Here is a 23,328-nt window from a genome sequence, read left to right as displayed (position 1 = left end):
CTCCTTGAAATGCCGCAAGGGCGTACCAGCCCTTGTCCGTTTGCTCAGCGTATCAAAAGTTCGCAATCATGGGTTCAAGTTAACACGCGCGAACTTGCGCTTGCCCACCTGCACCACGTAAGTTCCAACCGGCAATTGCAACGATTTATCTTCGACCCGATCGCCGTTGACACGCACACCGCCCTGCTCCACGTTGCGCTGGGCTTCCGAGCCGGAGGCCACCAGACCCGCCTCGCGCAGCAGCTTCAGAATGCCAATCGGCGCGCCGCCTATGTTCACCTCGGGCATGTCCTCGGGAATGGCGCCGTCGCGAAAGCGCGCCTCGAAGGAGGCGAGCGCGTCGTCCGCCGCCTTGGCGGAATGGAAGCGGGTGATGATTTCCTGAGCCAGCATGACTTTCGCATCGCGGGGGTTGCGGCCGCCATCCGTCTCTTGCTTGAGGGCTGCGATGTCTTCCAGCGAACGGAAGGACAGCAGTTCGAAGTAGCGCCACATCAGCGTGTCGGAAATCGACATGAGCTTGCCGAACATCGAGTCGGGCGACTCCGAAATACCGATGTAGTTGCCCTTGGACTTGGACATTTTCTCGACGCCGTCCGTACCCACCAGCAGCGGCATCGTCAGAATGCACTGGGGCTCCTGGCCATATTCCTTTTGCAACTCGCGCCCGACCAGCAGGTTGAATTTCTGATCGGTGCCCCCCAGCTCCAGATCGGACTTCAGCGCCACGGAGTCATAGCCCTGCATCAAGGGATACAGGAACTCATGCACCGAAATCGGGATGCCACCCTTGAAGCGCTTGGTGAAGTCTTCGCGCTCCATCATCCGGGCCACCGTATAGCGCGAAGCCAGTTGGATCATGCCGCGCGCGCCCAGGGGATCGCACCATTCGGAGTTGTAACGGATCTCGGTGCGGGCCGGATCCAGCACCAGGCTGGCTTGCGCATAATAGGTCTTGGCGTTGGACTCGATCTGTTCGCGGGTCAGCGGCGGCCGTGTGCTGTTGCGGCCGCTGGGGTCGCCGATGGTGGAGGTAAAGTCGCCGATCAGGAAAATGACGTTGTGCCCCAGGTCCTGCAACTGGCGCATCTTGTTCAGCACCACCGTATGGCCCAGATGGATGTCCGGCGCGGTGGGATCCAGCCCCAGTTTGATGCGCAGCGGCACGCCGGTCGCGCGGCTCTTGGCCAGCTTGCGAGCGAATTCGGATTCAACCAGCAATTCGTCGCAACCGCGCTTGGCTATACGCAGATCGGCTTCGACTTCAGGAGTAATAGGGGCTTCAGAGGGAGACATGGCAGGGGGACCAAAGCGGCTTCAGCCGACAAAAAGGTGTAAAAAGTGACGAAAACTATCGAAAATTCTAGCCGAATCAGCTAGGATACCGCCCAATCATACGCAACTACTATCTATACGCAGTTGCGGTTCGGCCTACCACCCCGTTGTTCACAAGATGCGCGCAGCGCCAGCCCTTGCCCCGGATATCGTGGCGCGCGGGGCCGATCGTGCCACGCACCCTGAGAGCCCAGCCACCTGAGAGGGTATCTTCACGATGAATCGTGGCCTCCACGAACTGGCGAGTAGCATCAAGCGCAAAGTTGCTGCCCTGTTTGCGCCCGTTGAGCCCAAGCCCCATCGCTCGGGACTTTTCCGCCGCACTCTTCTCGTCACCGCAATCGGTCTGTTTGCCGGCGCCGCCGCCTTGGGCATGGTGCAGCAACCCGACCGCTCCGAACTCCCCCCGTCCCGCATCATCCAGAGCATTCTGCCGCTGACCGCCGAGCAAGTCGAAGTCAGCACGCCGAGCGCCGCGCCGTACATCAGCGAAACCCGCATCCGCCCCGGGGACACGCTTTCCGCGGTACTGCAACGGCTGGAGCTGGACGCGCCCAACCTGCAAAGTTTCCTGACGCACGACGCCAGCGCCCGCAGCATCTATAAGCTGTACCCGGGACGCTCGGTGCAGGCCGCCACGGATGAGCAGGGCAAGCTGATCTGGCTGCGCTACATCCACACGCCCGGCAACGAAAGCGATGGCCAGGTGGTGACGCGCATGCTGCATGTTGCCCCCTCGGGCGATAGCTACAAGGCCGAGGAAGTCACTGAAAGCACCGAGCGCCAGACACGCGTTGCCGTGGGCACGATCAAGTCGTCGCTCTTTGGCGCCACGGACGGCGCCGGCATCCCCGATTCGGTCACCATGCAGATGGCCGACATCCTCAGCGCCAAGATCGACTTTCTGCGCGACCTGCGTCAAGGCGACCAATTCCGCGTGGTGTACGAAGTCCGCTCCCACGACGGCCGCTACGCTGGCGCGGGCCGCGTGCTGGCCCTGGAATTCATCAACGGCGGCAAGACCTATAACGCCGTGTGGTTCAGCCCGGACGAAAAGTCGGGTTCGTATTACGACTTCGACGGCACCAGCCTGCGCGGCGCCTTCTTGCGCACCGCGCTGAAGTTCAGCCGCATCAGCTCCACGTTCGGCATGCGCATGCATCCGATCCACAAGACCTGGACCGGCCACAAGGGCGTGGACTACGCCGCGCCTTCGGGCACGCCGATCCATGCCACGGCGGACGGCACGGTTGAGTTCTCGGGCTGGCAGAACGGCTACGGCAACGTGGTCATCGTGAAGCATCACGGCAAGTATTCGACGCTGTACGCTCACCAGAGCCGCATCGCCGCCGGCATCACCAAGGGTTCCAAAATCTCGCAAGGCCAATTGCTGGGTTACGTCGGGTCCACAGGCTGGGCCACCGGCCCGCACCTGCACTACGAGTTCCGCGTCAACAACGTGCCGATCGACCCCCTGTCGGTGGACCTGCCCGTTGCCCGCGCCCTGGAGCCGGCGGAAGCTCGCGCGTTCAACCAGGCAGTGGCGCCGTACAAGCAGCAAATCCAACTGTTGACGCAGTTCCAGCAGACGCTGCCCGACGCGCTGACCAACGTGGCCAGCCGCTAGACGGCTAGCAATAGCAAACGTCCTGAAAGGCGGCCCGCGCACACTCTGCCGGCCGCCTTTTTTCTTTCTTGAGGCGCCCGTGAACTCCACCGTACCTGTATCGTCCGCCAGCGCGGCGCTTTATATCGGCTTGATGTCGGGCACCAGCGTCGACGGCGTAGACGGCGTGCTGGTGCGCCTGGCCGACACGCAAGCGCCCCAGGTCCTGGCCAGCGCCAGCCTGCCCATGCCCGAGAACTTGCGGCGCGAACTACTGGCATTGAACCGATCCGGCGACGATGAGCTGGCGCGCGCCGCCCTGGCCGCCAATGCGTTGGCCCGGCTGTATGCCCAGGCCGTGGCCGGCTTGCTGCGGGATGCGGGGTTGAGCGCCCGCGATGTGACCGCCATCGGCGCGCACGGCCAGACCGTCAGGCACCGTCCAGAGAGCGGCTATACCGTGCAGCTCAACGCACCCGCCCTGCTTGCGGAACTCAGCGGCATTGATGTGGTGGCGGATTTCCGCAGCCGGGATGTGGCGGCGGGCGGCCAAGGCGCACCGCTGGTTCCTCCCTTCCACGCTGCCATCTTCGGCGCGCCGCAAGGCCGTGCCGTTCTCAACCTGGGTGGCATCGCCAACGTCACGCTGCTTGTGCCTGGCATGCCTGCACGCGGCTTCGACACAGGGCCGGCCAATGTTCTTCTTGACGCATGGTGCCAACGTCATTTGGGCTCGCCCTATGACGCGGACGGCCGCTGGGCCGCCACGGGCCAGGTCGTGGCCCCCCTGCTTGAACAGTTGATCGCCAGCGAACCCTGGTTCGCCCTTCCCGCGCCGAAATCCACCGGTCGCGATCTATTCAACCTGCAATGGCTGGATGACCGCCTTGCGACATTTGACGGCCCTACGCCGGCTCCGCAAGACGTGCAGGCGACCCTGCAACGCCTGACCGCGCGTACGGTTGCCAACGCCATCGACGCGGCTGCCGCACAGACGCAAGAGGTTTTCGTGTGTGGAGGCGGGGCGCGCAACGGCGGCCTGATGCGGGAACTGACGTATTGCCTGCAACGCCCCGTGCATCCGACCGACGCGCTTGGCGTGCCGGCGCAGCAGGTCGAAGCGCTGGCCTTCGCCTGGCTGGCGCAGGCCTTTGTTCAACGCAAACCCGCGGGACAACCCGCGGTGACAGGCGCGCGCGGCCCGCGGGTGCTGGGCGCACTGTATCCGGCATGACGGGCGAGCGTTTCGCGGGAGTGTCAGACCAATGCAAAAAAGCCCTTCGGCATGCCGAAGGGCTTTTACTTTCCTGCCAGGGCGATTACACCGAGAACGAGGAACCGCAGCCGCAGGTGGTGCTGGCGTTGGGATTGCGGATAACGAATTGGGCGCCTTCAAGGTCTTCCTTGTAGTCGATTTCAGCACCGACCAGGTATTGAAAGCTCATCGGGTCAACAAGCAGTTGAACGCCAGCCTTGTCCAGCACGGTGTCGTCTTCGTTCACGACTTCGTCAAACGTAAAGCCATACTGAAAGCCCGAACAGCCGCCACCTTGGACGAAGACGCGCAGCTTCAGGTCGGGGTTGCCTTCTTCGGCCAACAAATCCTTCACTTTGGCGGCAGCCGAGTCGGTAAATACCAAGGGCACAGGCGGGGCGGCCTGAAGATCGACGGTTTCGGTTACTGCATTCATGGTTCACTCCTGGCCGGATCGGCCATATTTCGGTGAGCGGCAACGGCGCTCGCATGGTGTCACTATAGCGCAGGGCTTGACTAGACTCAAAGTTCCAGTTTGACACTTCGCGAGGCGCGGACGGTTTCGCCTTCGAGGACGCTGACGGTCACACTTTCGGGGACAAATCCCTCGGGAATCGCCAGGATGCCCTGGCTGCGTTGGTACTGATCAAACTGCAAGGCCAGCGATGCGGCTGACGTCGACTCGCCCGTGGCGGTTACCGGGCCAGCTTCGGCCCTCACCTGCATGGGGGCCAGTTCCACCGTAACGGTCTCTCCCCCGAGCACACCGGTGGCCTGAAACCGCAGCGCACCCGCAAAAACAGCACCGCCATTGCGGCCGCTGCGCATCAGCAGCACCTTGTAGCGCAAACCGCCGCCTTCACGGTCTATCTGCACGCCGCGGATATCCACCGACCCTTCCGGCCCAGCGGGCAACAACTGCTCGTAGAACGCCAATTGGTCGCGTACCCGGCCAAGCTCGGCCTGAGCCGTGCGCAACTGGGTTTCAAGCTCTTGGCGTGCCGCGCGCTCGATGACGAGTTCGCCGTCCGCCGTATCCAACTGGCTTTGGGTGTAGCGCAACTGCGCGCCCTGTTGGCGCATGGCTTCGGTTTGCGCCTCGGCCTGCTGCTTGCTGATCACCACTGCGTCCTGCGGCCGTGCTTGCCGCAGCGCGTAGCCGTAACCAGCGGAGCCGCCCACCAACAGGCCGATCAGCGCCCCTGCCAGCATGCGGCGCAGCCCGCTCCTGGAGCGGGGTGGCGGGCTGGGGGAAGCGGAGTCGGCTGGCATAAAGCGCGCAAGGCCGGCAGCATACAGCGCCAGCCCTTGCAAAACATCAAGGCAGAATGGCCACCTGGTCCAGGCCCGTGGACTCGGCAACACCGAACATCAAGTTCATGTTCTGTACTGCTTGGCCCGCGGCGCCCTTGACCAGGTTGTCCTGGACGACCAGGACGATCAATTGGTCACCATTGCCCGGGCGGCTGAGTGCGATACGCAGGTTGTTCGACGCGCGCACTGAACGGGTTTCGGGCAGGCTGCCGGCCGGCATGACGTCAACAAAAGGCTCATTGGCGTAGCGCTGTTCAAACAACGCCTGGAAGTCCGTGTCGCGCGCCTCGGGCAAGATGCGGGCGTACAGGGTCGAGAACATGCCACGGATCATCGGCACCAGGTGCGGCACGAACGTCAGACCAACCTTGCCCCCGGCAATCTTCTCCAACTGGGCTACGATTTCCGGATGATGGCGGTGGCCGGCCACCCCATAAGCCTTGAAATTGTCGGACGCTTCCGAAAACAGAGAACCCACTTCCGCCTTGCGGCCCGCGCCCGACACGCCGGACTTGCAGTCGGCGATCAACGTTTGCGTATCCACCAGCGACTTGCCGCCCTCCAGCAGCGGCGCCAGACCCAACAACACGGTGGTGGGGTAGCAGCCGGGGTTACCGATGACGCGGGCCTTGGCAATGGCGTCGCGGTTCAGCTCCACCAGGCCATATTGGGATTCGGCCAGGATGTCGGGGCAGGTGTGGGGAATCTTGTACCAGCGTTCGAACGTGGGGATGTCCTGCAGACGGAAATCAGCGGCCAGGTCGATGACGCGGGTGCCCGCGGCGATCAGTTCCTGGGCTTGCGCCATCGCAACGCCATGAGGTGTGGCGAAGAACACCACGTCGCAGTCCGTCAACGAGGCCTTTTCGGGCGCGGAAAAGGCCAGGTTCACTCGGCCTCGCAGGTTCGGGTACATATCAGCGACCGGCAGCCCGTCTTCCTTGCGGGACGTGATGGCGGTCAATTCCACGTTGGGATGCTGCGACAGCAAGCGCAGCAGCTCGACGCCGGTATAACCGGTGCCGCCGACAATACCAACCTTGATACGGGTATTCGATGCTTGGGCCATGATAGGTATGAACTCTTCGTAGGACGAAAACAGATTGTATCGCCCGGAGAATACAGGGTTGTGCCGACGCGAGCATCGCGATGGCCATCTGGACTCATCCGACCGGCTTAGATGGGGCGGAGTTCCGCGCAGCAGAAGCTGGCCACCGGAGCCGTAGCGTCATCACCGCCCAAAAAACAAAAAACCCGCCGAAGCGGGTTTTTTGCAGCAACATTAACGCTTGCTGAACTGCTTGCGACGACGTGCCTTGCGGAAGCCGACCTTCTTACGTTCGACTTCACGGGCATCGCGGGTCACAAAGCCAGCTTGCGACAGTGCGGGCTTCAGGGTCGCGTCGTAGTCGATCAGGGCACGCGTGATGCCGTGACGGACTGCGCCAGCCTGGCCGGTTTCACCGCCGCCGTGGACGTTGACTTTGATGTCGAACGATTCCAGGTGGCCGGTCAATTCCAGCGGTTGGCGCACGATCATGCGACCAGTTTCGCGGGCGAAGAAATCGTCGACGGGCTTGCCGTTGACAACGATCTTACCCGTGCCCTTCTTGATGAAAACGCGAGCCACCGAAGTTTTGCGACGGCCGGTTCCGTAATTCCAGTTACCGATCATGGCGTTTCCTTAGATATCCAGCGTCTTGGGCTGCTGGGCGGTGTGCGGGTGCTCGGCACCAGCATAGACCTTCAGCTTCTTGATCATGGCGTAGCCCAGAGGACCCTTGGGCAGCATGCCCTTGACAGCCTTCTGAATGGCGCGACCGGGAAAACGCTCTTGCATTTTCTCGAAGTTCGTTTCGCGGATACCGCCCGGGTACGTGGTGTGGCGGAAGTACTTCTTGTCCTTCGCCTTGGTACCGGTAACGACGATATCGGAAGCGTTGATGATGACGATGTAATCGCCAGTATCAACGTGCGGCGTGAATTCAGGTTTGTGCTTGCCACGCAGACGACGTGCGACTTCGCTGGCCACACGACCGAGGACTTTGCCCTTGGCGTCGATCACAAACCAGTCACGTTGGACTTCATGCGGCTTGGCCACAAAGGTCTTCATGATGGTTCCTAAGAATAAAAAGTTCTTGCTGGCTAGAACGTCTAGCCAGTGTTCTTTCCCCAACTGGGCAAAAGCTGATCAACCGAAACCCAGAATTTTGGTTCGGGTTTTTGCCTTCAGTTTTGCCTTTATCGACGTCCCGCCTAAGCGTTATTACCCGCCCGTGCAATGGTCAAAATGAGGGAAAGCCTGAAATTCTAACACGGCTGCTCAAAAATTGGGCAAGTGAAATGAAGTCAGGCGGTGGCTGGCCGCAAGCCATGTTGCAGCCAGCGCACATGCAAATCCGGGGACAAAACCCGGAACGCGAGGCACGGTCAGGCGCCCAGATACGCTTCAAGCACCCGCGGATGGCCCAGCAATTCGCGGCCCGTGCCCGACAGCGCCATGGCGCCGTTTTCCAGCACATAGCCGCTTTGGGCAATCTTCAGCGCCTGGCGCACATTCTGCTCCACCAGGAACAGGGTCAGGCCGTCGGCATTGATGGCGCGCAGTGATCGGAAAATTTCCTGCACGACGATCGGCGCCAGGCCCATCGACGGCTCGTCCAGCAGCAGCAGGCGGGGCTTGGCCATCAGGGCCCGGCCGATAGCCAGCATCTGCTGTTCGCCGCCGGACAGGTTGCCCGCGATGCCCGTGATCCGTTCCTTCAGGCGCGGAAACAGGTTGAACACATATTCCAGATCGGAACCCACATTCTTCAGGCCCCGGCGGTAGGCGCCCAGTTCCAGGTTTTCCTGCACCGTCATGGTGGTCAGGATTGCCCGGCCTTCCGGCACTTGCACGATGCCGCGCGCCACCAGTTGGTGTGGCGCCAGGTTGGTGATGTCTTCGCCTTCGAACATGACGCGGCCGCGCGCCTTGGGCAACAGGCCCGACAGCGCCAGCAGCGTGGTCGATTTGCCGGCGCCATTGGCGCCGACCAGGGCGGTGATTTCGTTGGCGTTCAGGTCCAGATCGATGCCGCGGACGGCTTCGATATGGCCGTAGTTGACCTCGAGCCCGCGGACTTCAAGCATCGCGCTCATTGTGCAACCTCCGCGCAACGCGCTACGGGATTCGTATTGGGAGCGGCCCAGCGACTCATTTGGCTGCCTCCACTTGTTCGGTGTCTTCGTCGTCTTCGCGACCCAGATAGGCCTCGATGACTTGCTCGTTGTTGCGGATCTCGTCGGGGCCGCCGCAAGCGATGATCTTGCCGAAGTTCAGCACCGCGATGCGTTCGCACAAGCCCATGACGAAGCGCATGTCGTGCTCGATCATCAGAATGGTGTAGCCGCGGTCACGAATGGCGAGGATCTCGCGCATGAGTTCGGCACGTTCGCCGGTGTTCATGCCCGCAACCGGCTCGTCCAGCAGCAGCAGCTTGGGCTCGGTGGCCAGCGCACGCGCCAGCTCCAGGCGGCGCTGTTCGCCGTAGGACAGGTTGTCGGCCAGATCATTGGCCTTGTGATCCAGACGCATCCACGTCAGCAGTTCGTGCGCGCGTTCGCGAGCGCGCTTTTCGTGCTCGCGGTAGGCCGGCAGGCCCAGCAGCAGGCTGGGAAAGCCGTAATTCATGTGCCGGTAGGCGCCGACCACCACGTTTTCCAGCAGCGTCATCTCTTTGAAAAGACGAATGTTCTGGAACGTGCGGGCAATGCCCATGCGCGTGATGCTGTGCGGCTTCTTGCCCAGCACGCTGTCGCCCTGGAACGTGATGGTGCCGCCGCTGGGCGGCAGCAGGCCGGTGATCAGGTTGAACACCGTGGTCTTGCCGGCGCCGTTGGGGCCGATCAAGCCGAAGATGGACCCTTCGGGCACGGACAGGTTGACGTCATGCAGCACATGCAGGCCGCCGAAGCTCTTGGAGACGGAAGAAAGCTCAAGCATGGCGCTTGCCTCCCTGGCCGCCCGAGCCTTGACGCATCCAGCGCTTGAAACGCGCCGGATCCCAGATGCCTTGCGGCAGGAACAACACAATCACCACCAGAATCACTCCGTTGGCGACCAGGCGCAGATCCGCAAAACCGCGCAGCAATTCCGGCAGCACGGTAATGATGAAGCTGCCCAGCACGGGACCGGCCAAGCCGCCGATACCGCCCAGGATGGCCATGGTCAGGATTTCAACACCACGGTCAAAGCCGTATTCATTGGGGCCGATGAAGAAGGTCAGGTGCGCGTTCAAGGCGCCAGCCAGGCCCGCGATCATCGCGCCGGCCACGAACGCCAGCATCTTGTTGGCGCGCACGTCGATGCCCATCAGCCCAGCCGCCGTTTCGTCGCCACGGATGGCGTCGAACGAGCGTCCGATCTTGGAGGCGCGCACACGCCACAGCACGAACAGAACGATCACCACCGCCAGCACCACGTGCCACCACTGCGTCAGTTGCGGAATGCCGTTCAGGCCCAGGGCGCCGCCAGTGAGCGATTCGGTGTTCAGGATGGTGACGCGCACCACTTCGCCAAAGCCCAGCGTGGCCATGGCCAGATAGACCCCTGACAACCGCAGTGTCGGCAGGCCGATCAAGGCCGCGACCAATGCGGGCGCAGCCATGCCCCCGGCAAGCGCGACCGAGAACGGGGCGTCGTAGTTCATGGTGAGCAGCGCGGCGGTATACGCCCCGATACCCATGAAGGCGGCATTGGCCATGGCCAGCATGCCGCAGGCCAGGGTCAGCCAGATGGAGAGGGCCAGCAAGGCATTGGTGCCCAGCGTAAGCACCAGGTTGCCGTAAATGGCCCAGAAGTTTTCGAATCCGCTCATTCTTTAAGCCTTGCGTTGAACCACTTTGCCGAACAGTCCTTGCGGGCGCACCAGCAGGATCAGGAACAGCAGGCCGAAAGCCACCGCGTCGCGCATGGTGGAGCCGATATAGGCCACCGACAGCACCTCGGCGAATCCCAGGAACAGACCGCCCAGCATGGCGCCGCGTATGTCGCCCATGCCACCCAGGATGATGACCGCGATGCCCTTGTGCAGCATCGGCTGGCCCATCAGCGGGAACAGCGCGTTCGAGTACAGGCCGATCAGCACGCCGGCCACGCCACCCAGGGCGGCGGCGGCGAACGAGGTCGTGACGAACAGTTTTTCAACGTTGATGCCCAGCAGCCACGCAGCCTTGGGCGATTCGGCGATGGCGCGTAGCGCGCGGCCGAATTGCGTGCGGCGCATCACGTACATCAGCACGGCCATCAACGCGAACGACAGGAAGATGATGCCCAGTTCGATGACGGTCAGGTGCAAGCCCGCGACTTCGATCACTTCTTCGGGCACGGTGCCGTGCGGGAAGCGCAGGTTGCTGGCGCCGAAGATGCTCTGGGCGCCGTTATTCAGGATGATGCCTACACCAATGGTGGCGATCATGGGAATCAAGTGCGGCGCGTTGCGCTTGCGCAGCGGCTTGAGCACCAGGTAGTCGATGATGACCCCAGTGAAGCCAGCGACGAAGAAGGCGGCCATCAGCGCGCCCCACAGGGGCAGGCCGAATTGCTGAACCACGAACAGTGCCGCATAGGCGCCAACCATGAAGACGGCGCCGTGCGCCAGGTTGATCACCCCGAGCACGCCGAAGATCAGCGTGAAGCCCAGCGCGAACAGTGCATACACACAGCCCAGCGACAAGGCATTGACGAATTGTTGTTCGAACATGATGGGACTTTCCAGATCTATGAGGGCCCCATGCAGCGCCCACTGCATGGCCTGACGCCGCCCGCGAAGACGGCATTGCTTTTATGGGGACGGCCCTGCGATAAAAAGCGCCTTGCGGGCTGCCTGACGGCGGTCCGCAAGGCGCATCCCCCCGCGCGGGGATGCGTAGCGCTTACTTCTCGATGACGTACTTGCCGTCCTTGGTCACGCTGACGATCGGCGACTGGTCGGCATCGTAGCCAGCGGGCTTGCCGGCACGGTCCTTGGCTTGGCGGAACTTGAACGGGCCAGTGGCGCCGGTCCAGGTCACAGCGGGCAAGGCGTCGCGCAGGGCCGCGCGGTCCTTGGCCAGTTCACCAGTGATCTTGGTGTTCTTCAGCGCCTGGGCCACGATGTACAGGGCGTCATACGACTGCGCCGCGAACTGGTCGGGCGAACCGTTGAACTTGGCTTTGTAGGCATCGATGAACTTGACGTTCTCGGGGGCCTTGTTCTCGATGGACCACGGGCTGCCGATCCACAGATTGTTCGATGCGCCGCCAGGGGCCAGGTCGAAAATCTTGACCGAGTTCATGCCGTTGCCGCCGATGACGGGCACGTTCAGGCCCAGTTGACGGGCCTGCACCATGATGGGCGCGCCTTCGGCCAGCAGTGCGGACAGCACGATGGCGTCGGGGTTGGTGCCCTTGATCTTGGTCAGTTGCGCCTTGAAGTCCACGTCGCCCTTGGCGAACGTTTCGGTCGTGGTGACCGGAATCTTCTGGTCTTCCAGGGCCTTCTTGAAGTTGTCGTAGCCGCTCTTGGTGAAGACGTCGTCGTTACCGTAAAGCACGGCCACGTTCTTCAGGCCGGTCTTTGCCTTGACGGTGGAAATGGTGGCCGGCAGCACGTCGGCTTCAGTGACCGAGTTGCGGAACACGTAGTTGCCGATGGACGTGATGCCGTCAGCGGTATTGGACGTGCCAAAGGCAACCGTCTTGGCTGCTTGGGCGACAGGGTCGGCGGCTTGGGCCGAGTTCGACAGCGTCGGGCCGAAGACCATCAGGACGTTGTCTTTGAAGATCAGTTTCTTGAAGACGTTGATGGCTTCTTCTTTCTTGCCTTGTTCGTCTTCAACCACCAGCACCAGCTTGTTGCCGTTGATGCCGCCCGCGGCGTTGATTTCGTCAGCGGCAAGCTGGAAACCGTTGCGAATCGACACGCCATACTGAGCGGCGCCGCCGGACAGGGCTTCCGCCACACCCAGCTTGATGTCAGCCGCGTGCGCAGCCGGGACGATACCGGCGGCGATCAGCGCGGCCAGCAGCTTCTTGGTCTTGGATTGCATGGTTGATACCACCTTAAAGTCTGTCTCGGAATATTGGTAATCCGGGCTGGTGTAATCCCACCGGATTGACGTCATATGCCGCCTAAAGGCGCCATGGTTGCGCGTCAAGACCCGGGATATTACTCCTTTGTATCAGGCCGAAACTCGAATGTGGTTCGAGAAAAGCCCGAAAACCGCCCATTTTTTTGTAAAAAATGCGGTATTACTAGCAAAAACCCTACTTTGCACCGAATGCCATTCGGCCATCGGCGCCCTCCTTGCTACCTGCCAGAAAGCGCCACGGCCACATACTGGCCATAGGCGTTTTCCGTCAAGCGGAACCACGGCATTTCGCTGTCGCGAAAGCCCATGTAACTGTCGTGTATTGCCTTGAACCGCGCGTCTTTGGCGCTCAAGTCCTGATAGACCTTCTGGGTGGCCTCAAAGGCCACGTCCAGGATAGAGCGCGGAAACGCGCGCACTTGCGTGCCGCTTGCCGACAATTGCGCCAGCGTGGCCGGGTTGCGCGCGTCGTAGCGCGCGGTCAGCGATCCATGCGCGGCCAGCGCCGCAGCCTGAACGACCGACTGATAGTGCTTGGGCAGCTTGTTCCACGCTTCGTCATTGATATAGAGCGACAACTGCTCGCCGGGGACGCACCATCCCGGCCCGTAGTAATACTTGGCTACTTTATTCAGCCCAAGTTTGGCGTCGTCATAGGCGCCTGCCCCGGCAATGCCCTGCAGCCCCTCTTTTTCGAAGGCTTCGGCCAGCGGCGCCTGGCTTGCCGGCTGCGGCGCCACTCCCAAGCGCGCCAGCACGTCGGCGGCCAGTCCAGCCATCTGCATCTTCAGGTCTTTCAGGTCGGCCTGGCGCTTGATTTCCTTGGCGTACCAGCCGTCCATCTGCGCGCCGGTATTACCCAGCGGGAAATTGATGATCTTTTCGGGCTTGAAGAGTTCGCGCGTCAGGCGCAGGCCGTCGCCCTCGCTCATCCAGGCATTCATCTGGCGCGCGTTCAGCCCGAAGGGAACGGCGGCGTCAAAACAGAATGCTGGGCTTTTTGCGTAAAAGGCGCGCGAGGAACCGTGACCGCATTCCACCTTGTTGGTGGAGACCGCTTCCAGCAGGTCTGCCGCCGGCACGATCTCGCCTTCGGGGAAATGGCGGATGTTGAATTTTCCGCCCGTGGATTCCGACACGAATTTGCAGAACTGCTCGCCCGCGCCAATGCGCAAGTCCAGCGCGGCGGGAAAGGCCGAAGCCAGACGCCAACTTAACGACGGCATGTCTTGCGCAAACGCAGGCGTGCTGACCGCGGCGCCCGTTGCGACGGCGCCCAGCCCTGCGTGCTTCAAGAATGAACGTCGTTGCATCGCGATGCTCCTGAACAGCAGCTTCTAGGGACTTCGAGCAATACCCGCCGGATATTACACGCTGAGCGCGGGTGGGTGAGTAGAGGAATTCCCGGGCTATGGGGGATGGTTTGGGTGGGAGGGTGGTGATGGGTTTGCGCGTTGCAGGCCTTCATTCTTTTGCCTGCGGTCTCGCGCTACACCCATCCTACGATCGTAGGATGGGTGTAGCGCGGCAAGCCCTGAAGAAAAAACAAACCGCCGCCGCGCTAACCCATCATGGCCCCCGCGCGCTGATCAATCACGTACCCGCAATCGCCATTTGCTCGATCAAGATCGAACCCGTGGTCTTCGTGCCGCGCGAAATGGTATCGGCGCCGACTGCCACGATTTGCTGGAACATGTCGGCCAAATTGCCGGCGATGGTGATTTCCTGGACGGCGTGCTGGATCTTGCCGTTTTCCACCCAGTAGCCGAACGCGCCACGCGAGTAATCGCCCGTGACGTAGTTGACGCCCTGCCCGATCAGTTCGGTAACCAGAAAGCCCGTGCCCATCTTCTTGAGCATGGCTTCGAAATCGTCACCGCGCTTGGTCTGCGTGGAGCTGAACACCAGGTTGTGCGAGCCGCCGGCGTTGCCGGTGGTGGCCATGCCAAGCTTGCGCGCCGTGTAGCTGGACAGAAAATAACCTTCCAGCACGCCGGCCGACACGACATTGCGGCGGCGGGTGCGCACGCCTTCGTCGTCAAACGGCGAACTGCCCATGGCGCCCGGGATGTGCGGGTCTTCGGTCAGGTTGATGTGCTTGGGGAAGATGGGCTTGCCCAGCGCATCAAGCAGAAAGCTGGCCTTGCGGTAAAGCGCCCCGCCATTGACGGCTTGGGTCAGCGCGCCCACCAGGCCCAGCGCCAGCGGGGCCTCGAACAGCACCGGAAACTTGCCGGTGCGGATGCGGCGGGCCGACAGGCGCGACAAGGTGCGTTCGGCGGCATAACGGCCGATGGACTCGGGCGAGGCCAGCTTGGCGGGATCGCGTTCAGACGTGTACCAGTAGTCGCGCTGCATGCCGTTGCCACGGCCGGCGATGGGGGCCACCGACAGGCTGTGCCGCGAATAGGGGTAGCCGCCCAGGAAGCCGCGGCTGTTGCCCATCACGAACTGGCCTTCGTAGGTGCCGACGGTGGCGCCATCGGTGTTGGTGATGCGCGAATCGACGTCGCGCGCGGCGCGTTCGGCGCGCAACGCCAGCTCAGCGGCTTCTTCGGTGGAAACCGTCCAGGCGTGATGCAGGTCCAGGTTGGGAAATTCAGTAGCCAACTGATCAGCGTCGGGCAAGCCGGCGGCCGGATCGGCGGCGGTGTGGCGGGCGATGTGCCAGGCGGCTTCGACCGTCTGGCGCAGGGCGGCTTCGGAAAAGTCGGAGGTCGAGGCGGAGCCACGGCTCTGGCCGGCGTAGACCGTCAGGTCCAGCGAGCGGTCGCGCGTCTGCTCAACGGTCTCGATGTCGTTCTTGCGGACCGTGACCGACAGCCCCAGGCTTTCCGAGACTTCCGCCGCCGCGTCCGAGGCCCCGATCTGGCGCGCATAGGCAAGGGTTTGTTCGACGAGTTCGGAAAAACGCGCGTGATTCGCCGCCAGCGGCAGGGATGAGGAGGATTTAACCATTGCTGTCCAATTTGCAGAGACGGTTATCATAGCCAAGTCTGTCATTGCGCAGTTTTCCATGAATTCCCATACTGAAGAAGAATCCGTCGACGACGGTTACGACGAGAACGGCTACGACCGTCCCAGCAAGTCCCAGGTCAAGCGTGAAATGCACGCCCTGCTGGACCTGGGCAAGCAGCTGATCGAACTGTCCCCCGACCGCCTCAAGCAATTGCCGCTGGCCGAGCGCCTCTATGAGGCGATCCGCACAGCGCAGCGCACGACCGGGCGCGAAGGCCGACGCCGCCAAGTCCACTTTGTGGGCAAGCTGATGCGCGACGCGCCCGCTGACGAAATCCGCGCCCAGCTTGATGTCTGGGAAAACGGGTCGCGTGAAGAAACCGCCGCCATGCATCGCCTGGAAGGGCTGCGCGACCGTCTGCTGGACGACGACGACGCGCTGACCACGCTGCTGGCGAAAAACCCGCAAGCCGATGCGCAGCAATTGCGCACGCTGATCCGCGCCGCGCGCAAGGAAAAGCTGGGCAACGCCTCGCTGCTGCAAGGTCAGGAACCGCAAAAGAAGCACTATCGCGCCTTGTTCCAAGCCTTGAAGACATTGACGCTCTGATTCCCCCTTCCTGAACATCTCCCGCGGCCGCCATGAACGCTCCCACTGACCTGCTCGATTGCATCGAGATCGAAACCGCCCCCAACCCCACGCACGCCGTCATCTGGCTGCATGGCTTGGGCGCCGATGGCAACGACTTCGCCCCCATCGTGCCGGAACTGGACTTGCCCGCGGGCCTGGGGGTGCGCTTTGTGTTCCCGAACGCGCCGGTCCAGCGCGTGACGATCAACAACGGCATGGCGATGCGTTCCTGGTACGACATCCTGGTCATGGACCTGGTGCGCGTGGAAGACGCCAAGGGCATCCGCGCGTCGGAAGCCGCCGTGCACAAGCTGATCGCCCGCGAAAATGCGCGCGGTATTCCGACGTCGAACATCGTGCTGGCGGGATTCTCGCAAGGCAGCGCCATGACCTTGCATACGGGGCTGCGGCTGCCGGAGAAACTGGCGGGGATGATGGCGCTGTCCGGGTATCTGCCGCTGGTGGACACGGCCGAGGCGGAACGCAATGCCGCCAATAACGCCACGCCTATCTTCATGGCCCATGGGCAGTACGACCCGGTCGTGTCGCTGGCGCGCGCCGAGGCGTCGTTGGCGGAGTTGAAGCGTTTGGGTTACGACGTGCGCTGGCACACGTATCCAATGCCGCATTCGGTTTGCGCCGAGGAAGTGCGGGACATTTCGGCGTTTTTGAATGACGTGCTGAGGTGATGCTGGGGTCGACTGTCGCGGGGGCTGTGATGGGTTCCGCGCGGTGGGCACTGGTGATTTGCTGCCTGTGATTTCGCGCTTCACCCATCCTACGGGGCTCGACTGCCGTCGGGCTGTGATGGGTTCCGCGCGCTTGGCGGTCGTGATCTGCTGCCTGTGATTTCGCGCTTTACCCATCCTACGGGGCTCGACCGTCGTTCGTAGGATGGGTGTGGCGCGCCCAGATCGCCGCGCGAGCGCCATCCGTCAGCGCGCAAACCCATCAACCCATCCCAACCTTATTCTGTATACCAACTGGTATCCAAGCCCTAAATTCTCCTGGGCTGAACGGCGCTCGTCCATAGAGAAAAACGCCAATCCCAAAATGCTTGTCGCCCTCTTGTATTGAATATAGTATTCGATCCATGCCTTATCGGCCCGGGCAGCAGGTGTTCGGGCTTCCCTGTTGTTGTTGTCGATTCCACCCCATTGGCCGTGCCGCGCCGGGTTTCGGCGTGCCACAAAGACGCAGGAGAAAGTCCCGTGAAATTCTTGCCATTGCCCCGTCTGGCGGGCGCGGCGTTGCTTGCGCTGATCGCCCCGCTGTTTGCCCCCCCGGGCGCTCAGGCCCAAGCCTTGAATCCCCCCGTGAAGGTTCGCTACGAAGAGGTCGTGCGATCCATCCTGTACGTGCCGAAATACGTGGCCCTGTCGCAGGGTTACTTCAAGGACGCTGGGCTGGACGTGTCGATGAAAACCTCGCAGGGCACCGACAAGGGCATGACGGCGCTCTTGTCCGGCAGCGCCGACATCGTGCTGATCGGGCCCGAGGCGTCCATCTACGTGCAGAACAGCGAATCGCCGGTCAAGCCGAAAATCTTCGCGGGCTTGACCGCTACCGACGGCTTCTTCCTGCTGGCGCGCAAGCCGATCGAAAAGTTTGACTGGTCCATGCTCAAGGGCAAGGAAGTCATCGGCTTTCGGCCCGGGTCGAACCCCATCGTGTTCCTGGAAACCGCGCTGCGCAAACATGGCGTAGACCCGAAGAAAGACGTGAAGCTGCTGAACAACATCGGCATTCCGGCCCGTGCCGGCGCATGGATGGCAGGCCAAGGTGAATACGGCATCTTCCTGGAACCCGAGGCCGGTGAACTGGTCCGCAACGGCAAGGGCTACATCGTGGCCTCGGTGGGCCATGAGGTCGGCCAGGTGGACTACACCGTCTTTACCGCCACCGACAAATACATACGCGACAACCCCAAGGTCATCCAGGCCTGGACCAATGTGGTCGCGCGCGCCGAGAAATACGTGAAGGACACACCGGCCGCCACGTTGGCGCCGCAGATCATGACGTACTTCCCGGGCATGGACCAGGGCGCGGTGACCGAAGCCATCGAGCGCTACAAGCAATATCAGATCTGGAAGACGACGCCGCTGGTCACGGCCGAGGCCATGAACCGGCTGCAAGACATGCTGATTGCCAGCGCCGTGATGAAGGACACCGCCCGCGTGAAATACGAAGACGTGGTGGTGGCTGACTTTGCCAACAAGGTGCAGTAATGGGAGCCGCCGTCCACAACCTGAAGCCCGCCACCGCCACGGCGAAGATCGAACTGCGCGACGTGTGCCTGTCGTACTTCACGGCCGAAGGCGAAACCGAGGCGCTGTCGAACGTGTCGTTCTCGCTGGCGCCGGGCGAATTCGTCAGCCTGATCGGCCAAAGCGGCTGCGGCAAGAGCACGCTGCTGTCGCTGATTGCCGGGCTGATCCCGCCGACGTCTGGCGCGGTGATGATCGACGGCCAAGGCGTGACCAAGCCAAACCCGCGCATTGGCTACATGCTGCAGCAAGACTACCTGTTTGAATGGCGCACGATTCTGGACAACGTGATGCTGGGCGCCGAGATCCAGGGCCGACGCGATGCGCGAAGCGAGGCGCGTGCCGTGCATCTGCTGGAAAAATGCGGGCTGGGTGCGTTCCTGTCGCACACACCACGGCAGTTGTCGGGCGGCATGCGACAGCGCGCCGCGCTGGCGCGCACGCTGGTGACCGAGCCCGACGTGATCCTGCTGGACGAACCCTTTTCGGCGCTGGACTCGCAGACGCGCCTGGCGATCTCGGATGAAGTCGTGGACATCCTGCGGCGCGAAGGCAAGACCGTGGTGCTGGTCACACACGATATCGGCGAAGCCATTGCCATGACCGACCGCGTCATCGTGTTGTCGCGCCGGCCCGGCCGGCTGAAAAGCCAGTACCGCATTCACTATGGCGACGGCGCGCGGCCCACGCCCTTCCAGGCGCGATCGCGGCCCGAATTTAACGTTTACTTCAAACAGCTATGGGACGAGTTGGACGTCCATGTGGAGGGTTGACCCATGAATGCTCCCATCGCCAATACCGTACCGCTGCGCGCCGTGCCCGCGCCCAGCGCCAAATACCTGGACTACCTGCGGCGCGACCGCGCCAAGAAGCGCAACATCCGCCTGACCCAGGCCCTGCTGATGGTGGTTTTCCTGTGCGCGTGGGAAATCCTGCCGCGCATGCACATCCTGAACCCGCTGTTGACCAGTTACCCCAGCGCGCTGTGGCCCACCTTTCTTGACCTGTGGACCAACGGCCAACTGGCCAAACACATCATGACCACGCTATCGGCCACGCTGGTCGGCTTTACCTTGAGCATGGCGATCGGCATCGTGGTGGCCGCGGCGTTGTGGTGGTCCGACTTTCTGTACAAGGTGCTGGACCCCTTTCTGGTGGTGGCCAACGCCATGCCCAAGATCGCCTTCGTGCCGATCTTCTACTTGTGGCTGGGGTCTGACTATGCCGTGTATGGCATGGCCGTCGCCATTGCCGTATTCGTCACCATCATGGTGGTGTACGCGGGCTTTCGCGGCATCGACCTGAACAAGGTGAAGCTTGCCCACACCTTCGGCGCCAGCCGCTGGCAGGTGCTGACCAAGGTGGTGCTGCCCGGCAGCGTGCCCACCCTGATCGCCGCCGTGAAAATGAACATCGGCCTGGCGCTGGTGGGCGTGATCGTGGGCGAATTCCAGTCGGCGGATTCCGGCCTGGGCTTTCTCATCATGAACGGCAGCCAGGTATTCAAGCTGAACATCGTCATGACCGCCATCACCATGCTGGCGCTGATTTCCAGCGTGATGTACATGATCATCTACCGCATCGAAGCCGCCGTGGCGCGGCGCTACGGATAAGGAACCGTCATGGAATTTCCGCAATGGGTACAAGACCGCGTCATGGCCCGCCAAGGTTGCCTGCATCCGTATGACGAACTGCCCGCCGGCCGTACCGCGGTGGTCGTGATCGACATGCAGCAGTATTTCACCCTGCCCGGCTATCAGGGCGAATGCGCGCCGGCCCGCGAGATCATCGCCCCCGTCAACCGCCTGTGCGACGCGGTGCGCGCGGCGGGCGGCACGGTGGTGTGGGTGCAGACGGCGTCCGACAATGCCGACGCTTTCTGGTCGCACCATCACGGCGTGATGCTGACGCCCGAGCGCAGCAAGCGGCGGCTGGAAACGCTGCGCAGCGATTCGCCGGGCTTTCAACTGCACCCCGATCTGCACGCGGCCGATACCGACCTGCGCGTGGTCAAGCGCTTTTACAGCGCCATGGCGCCCGGCTCGTCTGAACTGGAACCGCTGTTGCGCGGCTTGGGCGTGGACACGCTGCTGATCGCCGGCACCGTCACCAACGTGTGCTGCGAGTCCACCGCGCGCGACGCCATGATGCGCGACTTTCGCACCATCATGGTGGACGACGCGCTGGCGGCGGTGACGCCGGCCGAACACGAGCATTCCTTGCAGGGGTGGATGCTGTTCTTTGGCGACGTGCTGTCGGTGGACGAGGTGACGGCGCGGTTGGCGCCCGCCCAGGCCATGCGCAAGACCGCCTGACGGCGAGCGCCGCGGCCCGTCACGGGGCCGGCCGCGCGCCTTGGCCGTCATAGCCTCAGGCCAGGTCCAGCCACACGCGACGCATCGTCGGGTCTTCCGGATCCGCGTCGTTGGTGAAGCCCAGGCTGGTCATCAGCGCCAGCATGGGCCGGTTGGTCGACAGCACCAGGCCATCGATGTATTCCAGCCCCTGCTCGCGCGCGGCGTCGATCAGCGCCGCCATCAACTGACGGCCCAGGCCACGCCGCTGCCAGTCGTCGCCGATCACCAGCGCGTACTCCGCGCCACGCCCATCCGGGTTGCGCAGGTAGTGGGCAAAGCCCACGATCACCTCGCGCGGATGCCCGCGGTTGGCCGGGTTGGGCACCTGCGTGGCCGCCACCAGCGCCAGTTCGCGGTGATAGTCCACCTGCGTGTAGCGCGACACCATGCGCGGCGTCAGTTCGCGCATCATCGACACAAAGCGCATGTAGCGCGAACGCTCTGACAGCCCACGAATGAATTCCTGCAGCGCGCCCCCGTCCTCCGGACGAATCGGGCGCAGCACCCAGGGAATGCCGTCGTTGAAACGGCGCACATGCACCAGCCGCGTCGGGTACGGGTGGATCGCCATGTGCGGATAGCCCGAGGTCTGCGGCGTTTCGCAGCCGGGCGTCTCGGTCAGCGTCATGCGCAGCCCGCCCGCGCGCAGATGCGTTTCACCAGCGTAGAGCGGGTCGATATCCAGCGATTCAATGTCGGGCAGTTCAGACACCAGTTCAGACACCAGCACCACCGCCTGCTGCAAGGCTTCCGCCGCCATGTGGCCGACGCGCGGCGCCAGCACGCGGCGCCACAGCCGGCTGCGTTCAATAAGCTGGCGGGCAAGAAAGCCATTGAGCGGCGGCAGGTCCATGCCGCGGTCCGACACGGACAGCACCGCGTCTGGCCCGCCTGCGCCAAAGCGGATGACCGGGCCGAATTGCGGATCGCGCTGCACCCGGATCGCCATGGGGCGCGACTCGGGTTCGGCAGAGGCCACGTCCACCGGCATATCGCTTAGCGGCACATAGAACAGGCCCAGCAGCGTGCGGATTTCGGACGTGTTCAGTTCGCGCCGGCAATCTGCCCGCACGCGCGCGATGAGTTCGCGCGCGGCGGTCAGGTCCGGCACATGGCTGGGAGGTTCCTGCGGTTGTGTCTGCAGCAGCAGTTGCTGGTTGTAGTGGTGGGACGCCAGCACGCCGAAGGCATCGGCGGCGGATTCCGGGGTCCGGAAGGCGGGCGTGCCCGCGTCGTCCAGCATGCGCCGCAGCGGTCGCATGCCGGCGTCGCCCATGAAGCAACTGACGACCGGCTTCTTGGCCGTGGGTGCAATCTGCGCAAGCTCGCGGGCAACAGCCGGCATGTCGGCCAGCGCGTCGGGCGCCAGCAGCACCAGCACGCCGTCCACGCCAATGTCGTCCAGCACTGTTTCCAAAATGGCGCGTATACGCTCGGGCGTCAGCGGCGTGTAGGTGATGACCGGGTTCTGACAGGCCGCGTCCGGCTCCAGCATGGACTCCAGCGCGCGGCGGGTGGTGGGCGCAAGGTCGGCACGCAGCACGGCCGCGTCGGGGCCGATCAGGTCCATCGCCAATTGCGGAGGCCCATTGCCGTTGGAGATCAGCGCCACGCGCCGGCCCTTGGGGCGGCGCGTGTAGCCCAACACCTTCACGGCCGAAAACAGTTGCACAAAGTAGCGCACGCGCACGGCGCCCGCGCGGCGCAAGGCCGCATCGAAAATGGCGTCGGCACCGTCGGCGTCGGACCGCCCGGCCTTGAGCACGATGACCGGCTTCACGCTGGCCGCGGCGCGCAGCGCGCTCATGAATTCGCGCGCCGGACCCACGTCTTCCAGGTACAGCACGATGCTGTCGGTGCGGGGGTCGCTGGCCAGGTAGTCCAGCACCTTGGACAACCCCACCACCGCTTCGTCGCCCAGCGACACGGCGGTGGAAAAGCCGATATGCACGTCTTCGGCCCAGTCCATGACCGCCGCCATGATGGAGCGCGACTGCGCCACCAGCGCCACGCGCCCGGCCCGCGCCAACACCGGGTGCTGGCTAAAATTCAGGCCGGCGTGCGGCCGCTGCGCGCCGAAGGAACGCGGGCCCAGCAGTTCGCAACGGTTTTCTTCCGCCCAGGCCCGGCACAAGGCCCACGTGCCGCGCGGATACGGGTCCGGTAATTGATGGGGCAGCAAAATCACCGAGCGGGGCGCCAGCGCGGACAGTCGGCGCAGCGTCTCTGGCAGCACGGCCGGTGACACGCAAACCAGGGCCAGATCGGGCCGCGCCCCCGCCGCCAGGCCTTCCAGCGCCACGGGCAGTTCGGGCGCCGCGCCCGGTTCGCAATCCACCACCGTGGTTTTCGCCTTGAGCGCGGGCGACAGCGAACCCGCCGCCGGCAAGGGCCGGTCGGCAACGATCACCAGCGAACTGGGTTCGAACATCGGGGCAAGCGCGTGTCGCAGCATAGGGAGGTGCGCCCTAATCTAAAATACCGTTCATCGT

The 23,328-nt window shown here is 63.2% G+C and carries 22 protein-coding genes; 8 read left to right on the top strand and 14 right to left on the bottom strand.

Annotated elements, in window-relative coordinates:
- Positions 1-66: 66 nt before the first annotated feature.
- Positions 67-1,296 (bottom strand): tyrosine--tRNA ligase, encoded by a 1,230-nt coding sequence (gene tyrS / locus ELS24_RS03535; RefSeq protein ID WP_127183409.1) that lies wholly within the window; start codon positions 1,294-1,296, stop codon positions 67-69.
- Positions 1,297-1,552: 256 nt separating this feature from the next.
- Between tyrS and ELS24_RS03530 the strand changes: the two genes are divergently transcribed.
- Together ELS24_RS03530 and ELS24_RS03525 are read left to right on the top strand one after the other, a co-directional pair.
- The gene (locus ELS24_RS03530) at positions 1,553-2,962 is read left to right on the top strand and encodes a M23 family metallopeptidase (protein WP_050447135.1); all 1,410 of its coding nucleotides are present in this window, start codon (positions 1,553-1,555) and stop codon (positions 2,960-2,962) included.
- A 133-nt stretch (positions 2,963-3,095) separates the two neighbouring features.
- Positions 3,096-4,175: an anhydro-N-acetylmuramic acid kinase gene (locus ELS24_RS03525; RefSeq protein WP_127186239.1), complete on the top strand. Its 1,080-nt coding sequence runs from the start codon at positions 3,096-3,098 to the stop codon at positions 4,173-4,175.
- Positions 4,176-4,260: 85 nt separating this feature from the next.
- On the opposite strand, the gene erpA is transcribed toward ELS24_RS03525, so the two are convergent.
- The 12 genes from erpA to pmbA all read right to left on the bottom strand — a co-directional run bounded on the left by erpA (position 4,261) and on the right by pmbA (position 15,581).
- On the bottom strand, positions 4,261-4,632 hold the full coding sequence (erpA, locus tag ELS24_RS03520) for an iron-sulfur cluster insertion protein ErpA (RefSeq protein ID WP_006217313.1): 372 nt from the start codon (positions 4,630-4,632) through the stop codon (positions 4,261-4,263).
- Between the two features lie 86 nt (positions 4,633-4,718).
- Complete coding sequence (locus ELS24_RS03515) at positions 4,719-5,468, bottom strand: DUF6776 family protein (protein ID WP_428839678.1); 750 nt, start codon at positions 5,466-5,468, stop codon at positions 4,719-4,721.
- 46 nt (positions 5,469-5,514) lie between these two features.
- A complete protein-coding gene (argC, locus tag ELS24_RS03510) occupies positions 5,515-6,579 on the bottom strand; it encodes an N-acetyl-gamma-glutamyl-phosphate reductase (RefSeq protein WP_050447133.1) in 1,065 nt (354 codons plus the stop codon).
- Between the two features lie 213 nt (positions 6,580-6,792).
- Positions 6,793-7,185, bottom strand: coding sequence for a 30S ribosomal protein S9 (rpsI, locus tag ELS24_RS03505; RefSeq protein WP_006217310.1), 393 nt, complete (start codon positions 7,183-7,185; stop codon positions 6,793-6,795).
- Between the two features lie 9 nt (positions 7,186-7,194).
- Positions 7,195-7,623, bottom strand: coding sequence for a 50S ribosomal protein L13 (gene rplM, locus ELS24_RS03500; protein WP_006217309.1), 429 nt, complete (start codon positions 7,621-7,623; stop codon positions 7,195-7,197).
- 317 nt (positions 7,624-7,940) lie between these two features.
- Positions 7,941-8,651, bottom strand: a complete 711-nt coding sequence (locus ELS24_RS03495; RefSeq protein ID WP_050447132.1) for an ABC transporter ATP-binding protein — start codon at positions 8,649-8,651, stop codon at positions 7,941-7,943.
- Between the two features lie 55 nt (positions 8,652-8,706).
- Positions 8,707-9,495 (bottom strand): ABC transporter ATP-binding protein, encoded by a 789-nt coding sequence (locus ELS24_RS03490; protein ID WP_050447131.1) that lies wholly within the window; start codon positions 9,493-9,495, stop codon positions 8,707-8,709.
- Positions 9,488-10,369 (bottom strand): branched-chain amino acid ABC transporter permease, encoded by an 882-nt coding sequence (locus ELS24_RS03485; protein ID WP_050447130.1) that lies wholly within the window; start codon positions 10,367-10,369, stop codon positions 9,488-9,490. Before ELS24_RS03485 ends, ELS24_RS03490 begins: the two co-directional genes overlap by 8 nt.
- 3 nt (positions 10,370-10,372) lie before the next feature.
- A complete protein-coding gene (locus tag ELS24_RS03480; RefSeq protein ID WP_050447129.1) occupies positions 10,373-11,254 on the bottom strand; it encodes a branched-chain amino acid ABC transporter permease in 882 nt (293 codons plus the stop codon).
- 172 nt (positions 11,255-11,426) lie between these two features.
- Positions 11,427-12,581 carry an ABC transporter substrate-binding protein gene (locus ELS24_RS03475; RefSeq protein WP_050447128.1) on the bottom strand — a complete coding sequence of 385 codons (1,155 nt, stop codon included), beginning with the start codon at positions 12,579-12,581 and terminating at the stop codon, positions 11,427-11,429.
- 260 nt (positions 12,582-12,841) lie between these two features.
- Positions 12,842-13,936, bottom strand: a complete 1,095-nt coding sequence (locus ELS24_RS03470; RefSeq protein WP_127183408.1) for a TRAP transporter substrate-binding protein — start codon at positions 13,934-13,936, stop codon at positions 12,842-12,844.
- A gap of 280 nt (positions 13,937-14,216) precedes the next feature.
- Positions 14,217-15,581 carry a metalloprotease PmbA gene (gene pmbA, locus ELS24_RS03465; RefSeq protein ID WP_050447126.1) on the bottom strand — a complete coding sequence of 455 codons (1,365 nt, stop codon included), beginning with the start codon at positions 15,579-15,581 and terminating at the stop codon, positions 14,217-14,219.
- A 58-nt stretch (positions 15,582-15,639) separates the two neighbouring features.
- On the opposite strand from pmbA, the gene yjgA reads away from it, so the two are divergent.
- From yjgA to ELS24_RS03435, 6 genes are all read left to right on the top strand, one after another.
- Positions 15,640-16,191, top strand: a complete 552-nt coding sequence (gene yjgA, locus ELS24_RS03460) for a ribosome biogenesis factor YjgA (protein WP_050447125.1) — start codon at positions 15,640-15,642, stop codon at positions 16,189-16,191.
- A gap of 32 nt (positions 16,192-16,223) precedes the next feature.
- Complete coding sequence (locus tag ELS24_RS03455) at positions 16,224-16,901, top strand: alpha/beta hydrolase (protein ID WP_050447124.1); 678 nt, start codon at positions 16,224-16,226, stop codon at positions 16,899-16,901.
- A gap of 522 nt (positions 16,902-17,423) precedes the next feature.
- Positions 17,424-18,440, top strand: a complete 1,017-nt coding sequence (locus ELS24_RS03450) for an ABC transporter substrate-binding protein (protein ID WP_127183407.1) — start codon at positions 17,424-17,426, stop codon at positions 18,438-18,440.
- Positions 18,440-19,252 (top strand): ABC transporter ATP-binding protein, encoded by an 813-nt coding sequence (locus ELS24_RS03445; protein ID WP_050447122.1) that lies wholly within the window; start codon positions 18,440-18,442, stop codon positions 19,250-19,252. Before ELS24_RS03450 ends, ELS24_RS03445 begins: the two co-directional genes overlap by 1 nt.
- Positions 19,253-19,255: 3 nt before the next feature.
- Positions 19,256-20,092, top strand: coding sequence for an ABC transporter permease (locus tag ELS24_RS03440; protein ID WP_050447120.1), 837 nt, complete (start codon positions 19,256-19,258; stop codon positions 20,090-20,092).
- A 9-nt stretch (positions 20,093-20,101) separates the two neighbouring features.
- Positions 20,102-20,794 carry an isochorismatase family cysteine hydrolase gene (locus tag ELS24_RS03435; protein ID WP_127183406.1) on the top strand — a complete coding sequence of 231 codons (693 nt, stop codon included), beginning with the start codon at positions 20,102-20,104 and terminating at the stop codon, positions 20,792-20,794.
- A gap of 55 nt (positions 20,795-20,849) precedes the next feature.
- On the opposite strand, the gene ELS24_RS03430 is transcribed toward ELS24_RS03435, so the two are convergent.
- Positions 20,850-23,291, bottom strand: coding sequence for a GNAT family N-acetyltransferase (locus ELS24_RS03430; RefSeq protein WP_050447118.1), 2,442 nt, complete (start codon positions 23,289-23,291; stop codon positions 20,850-20,852).
- Positions 23,292-23,328 lie beyond the last annotated feature (37 nt).

It is taken from the genome of Achromobacter spanius (assembly GCF_003994415.1).
GTDB classification, from domain to species: domain Bacteria; phylum Pseudomonadota; class Gammaproteobacteria; order Burkholderiales; family Burkholderiaceae_B; genus Achromobacter; species Achromobacter spanius_C.
Note: the sequence above shows the minus strand (reverse complement) of the source record. Positions and strands in the feature narration are given on the sequence as shown.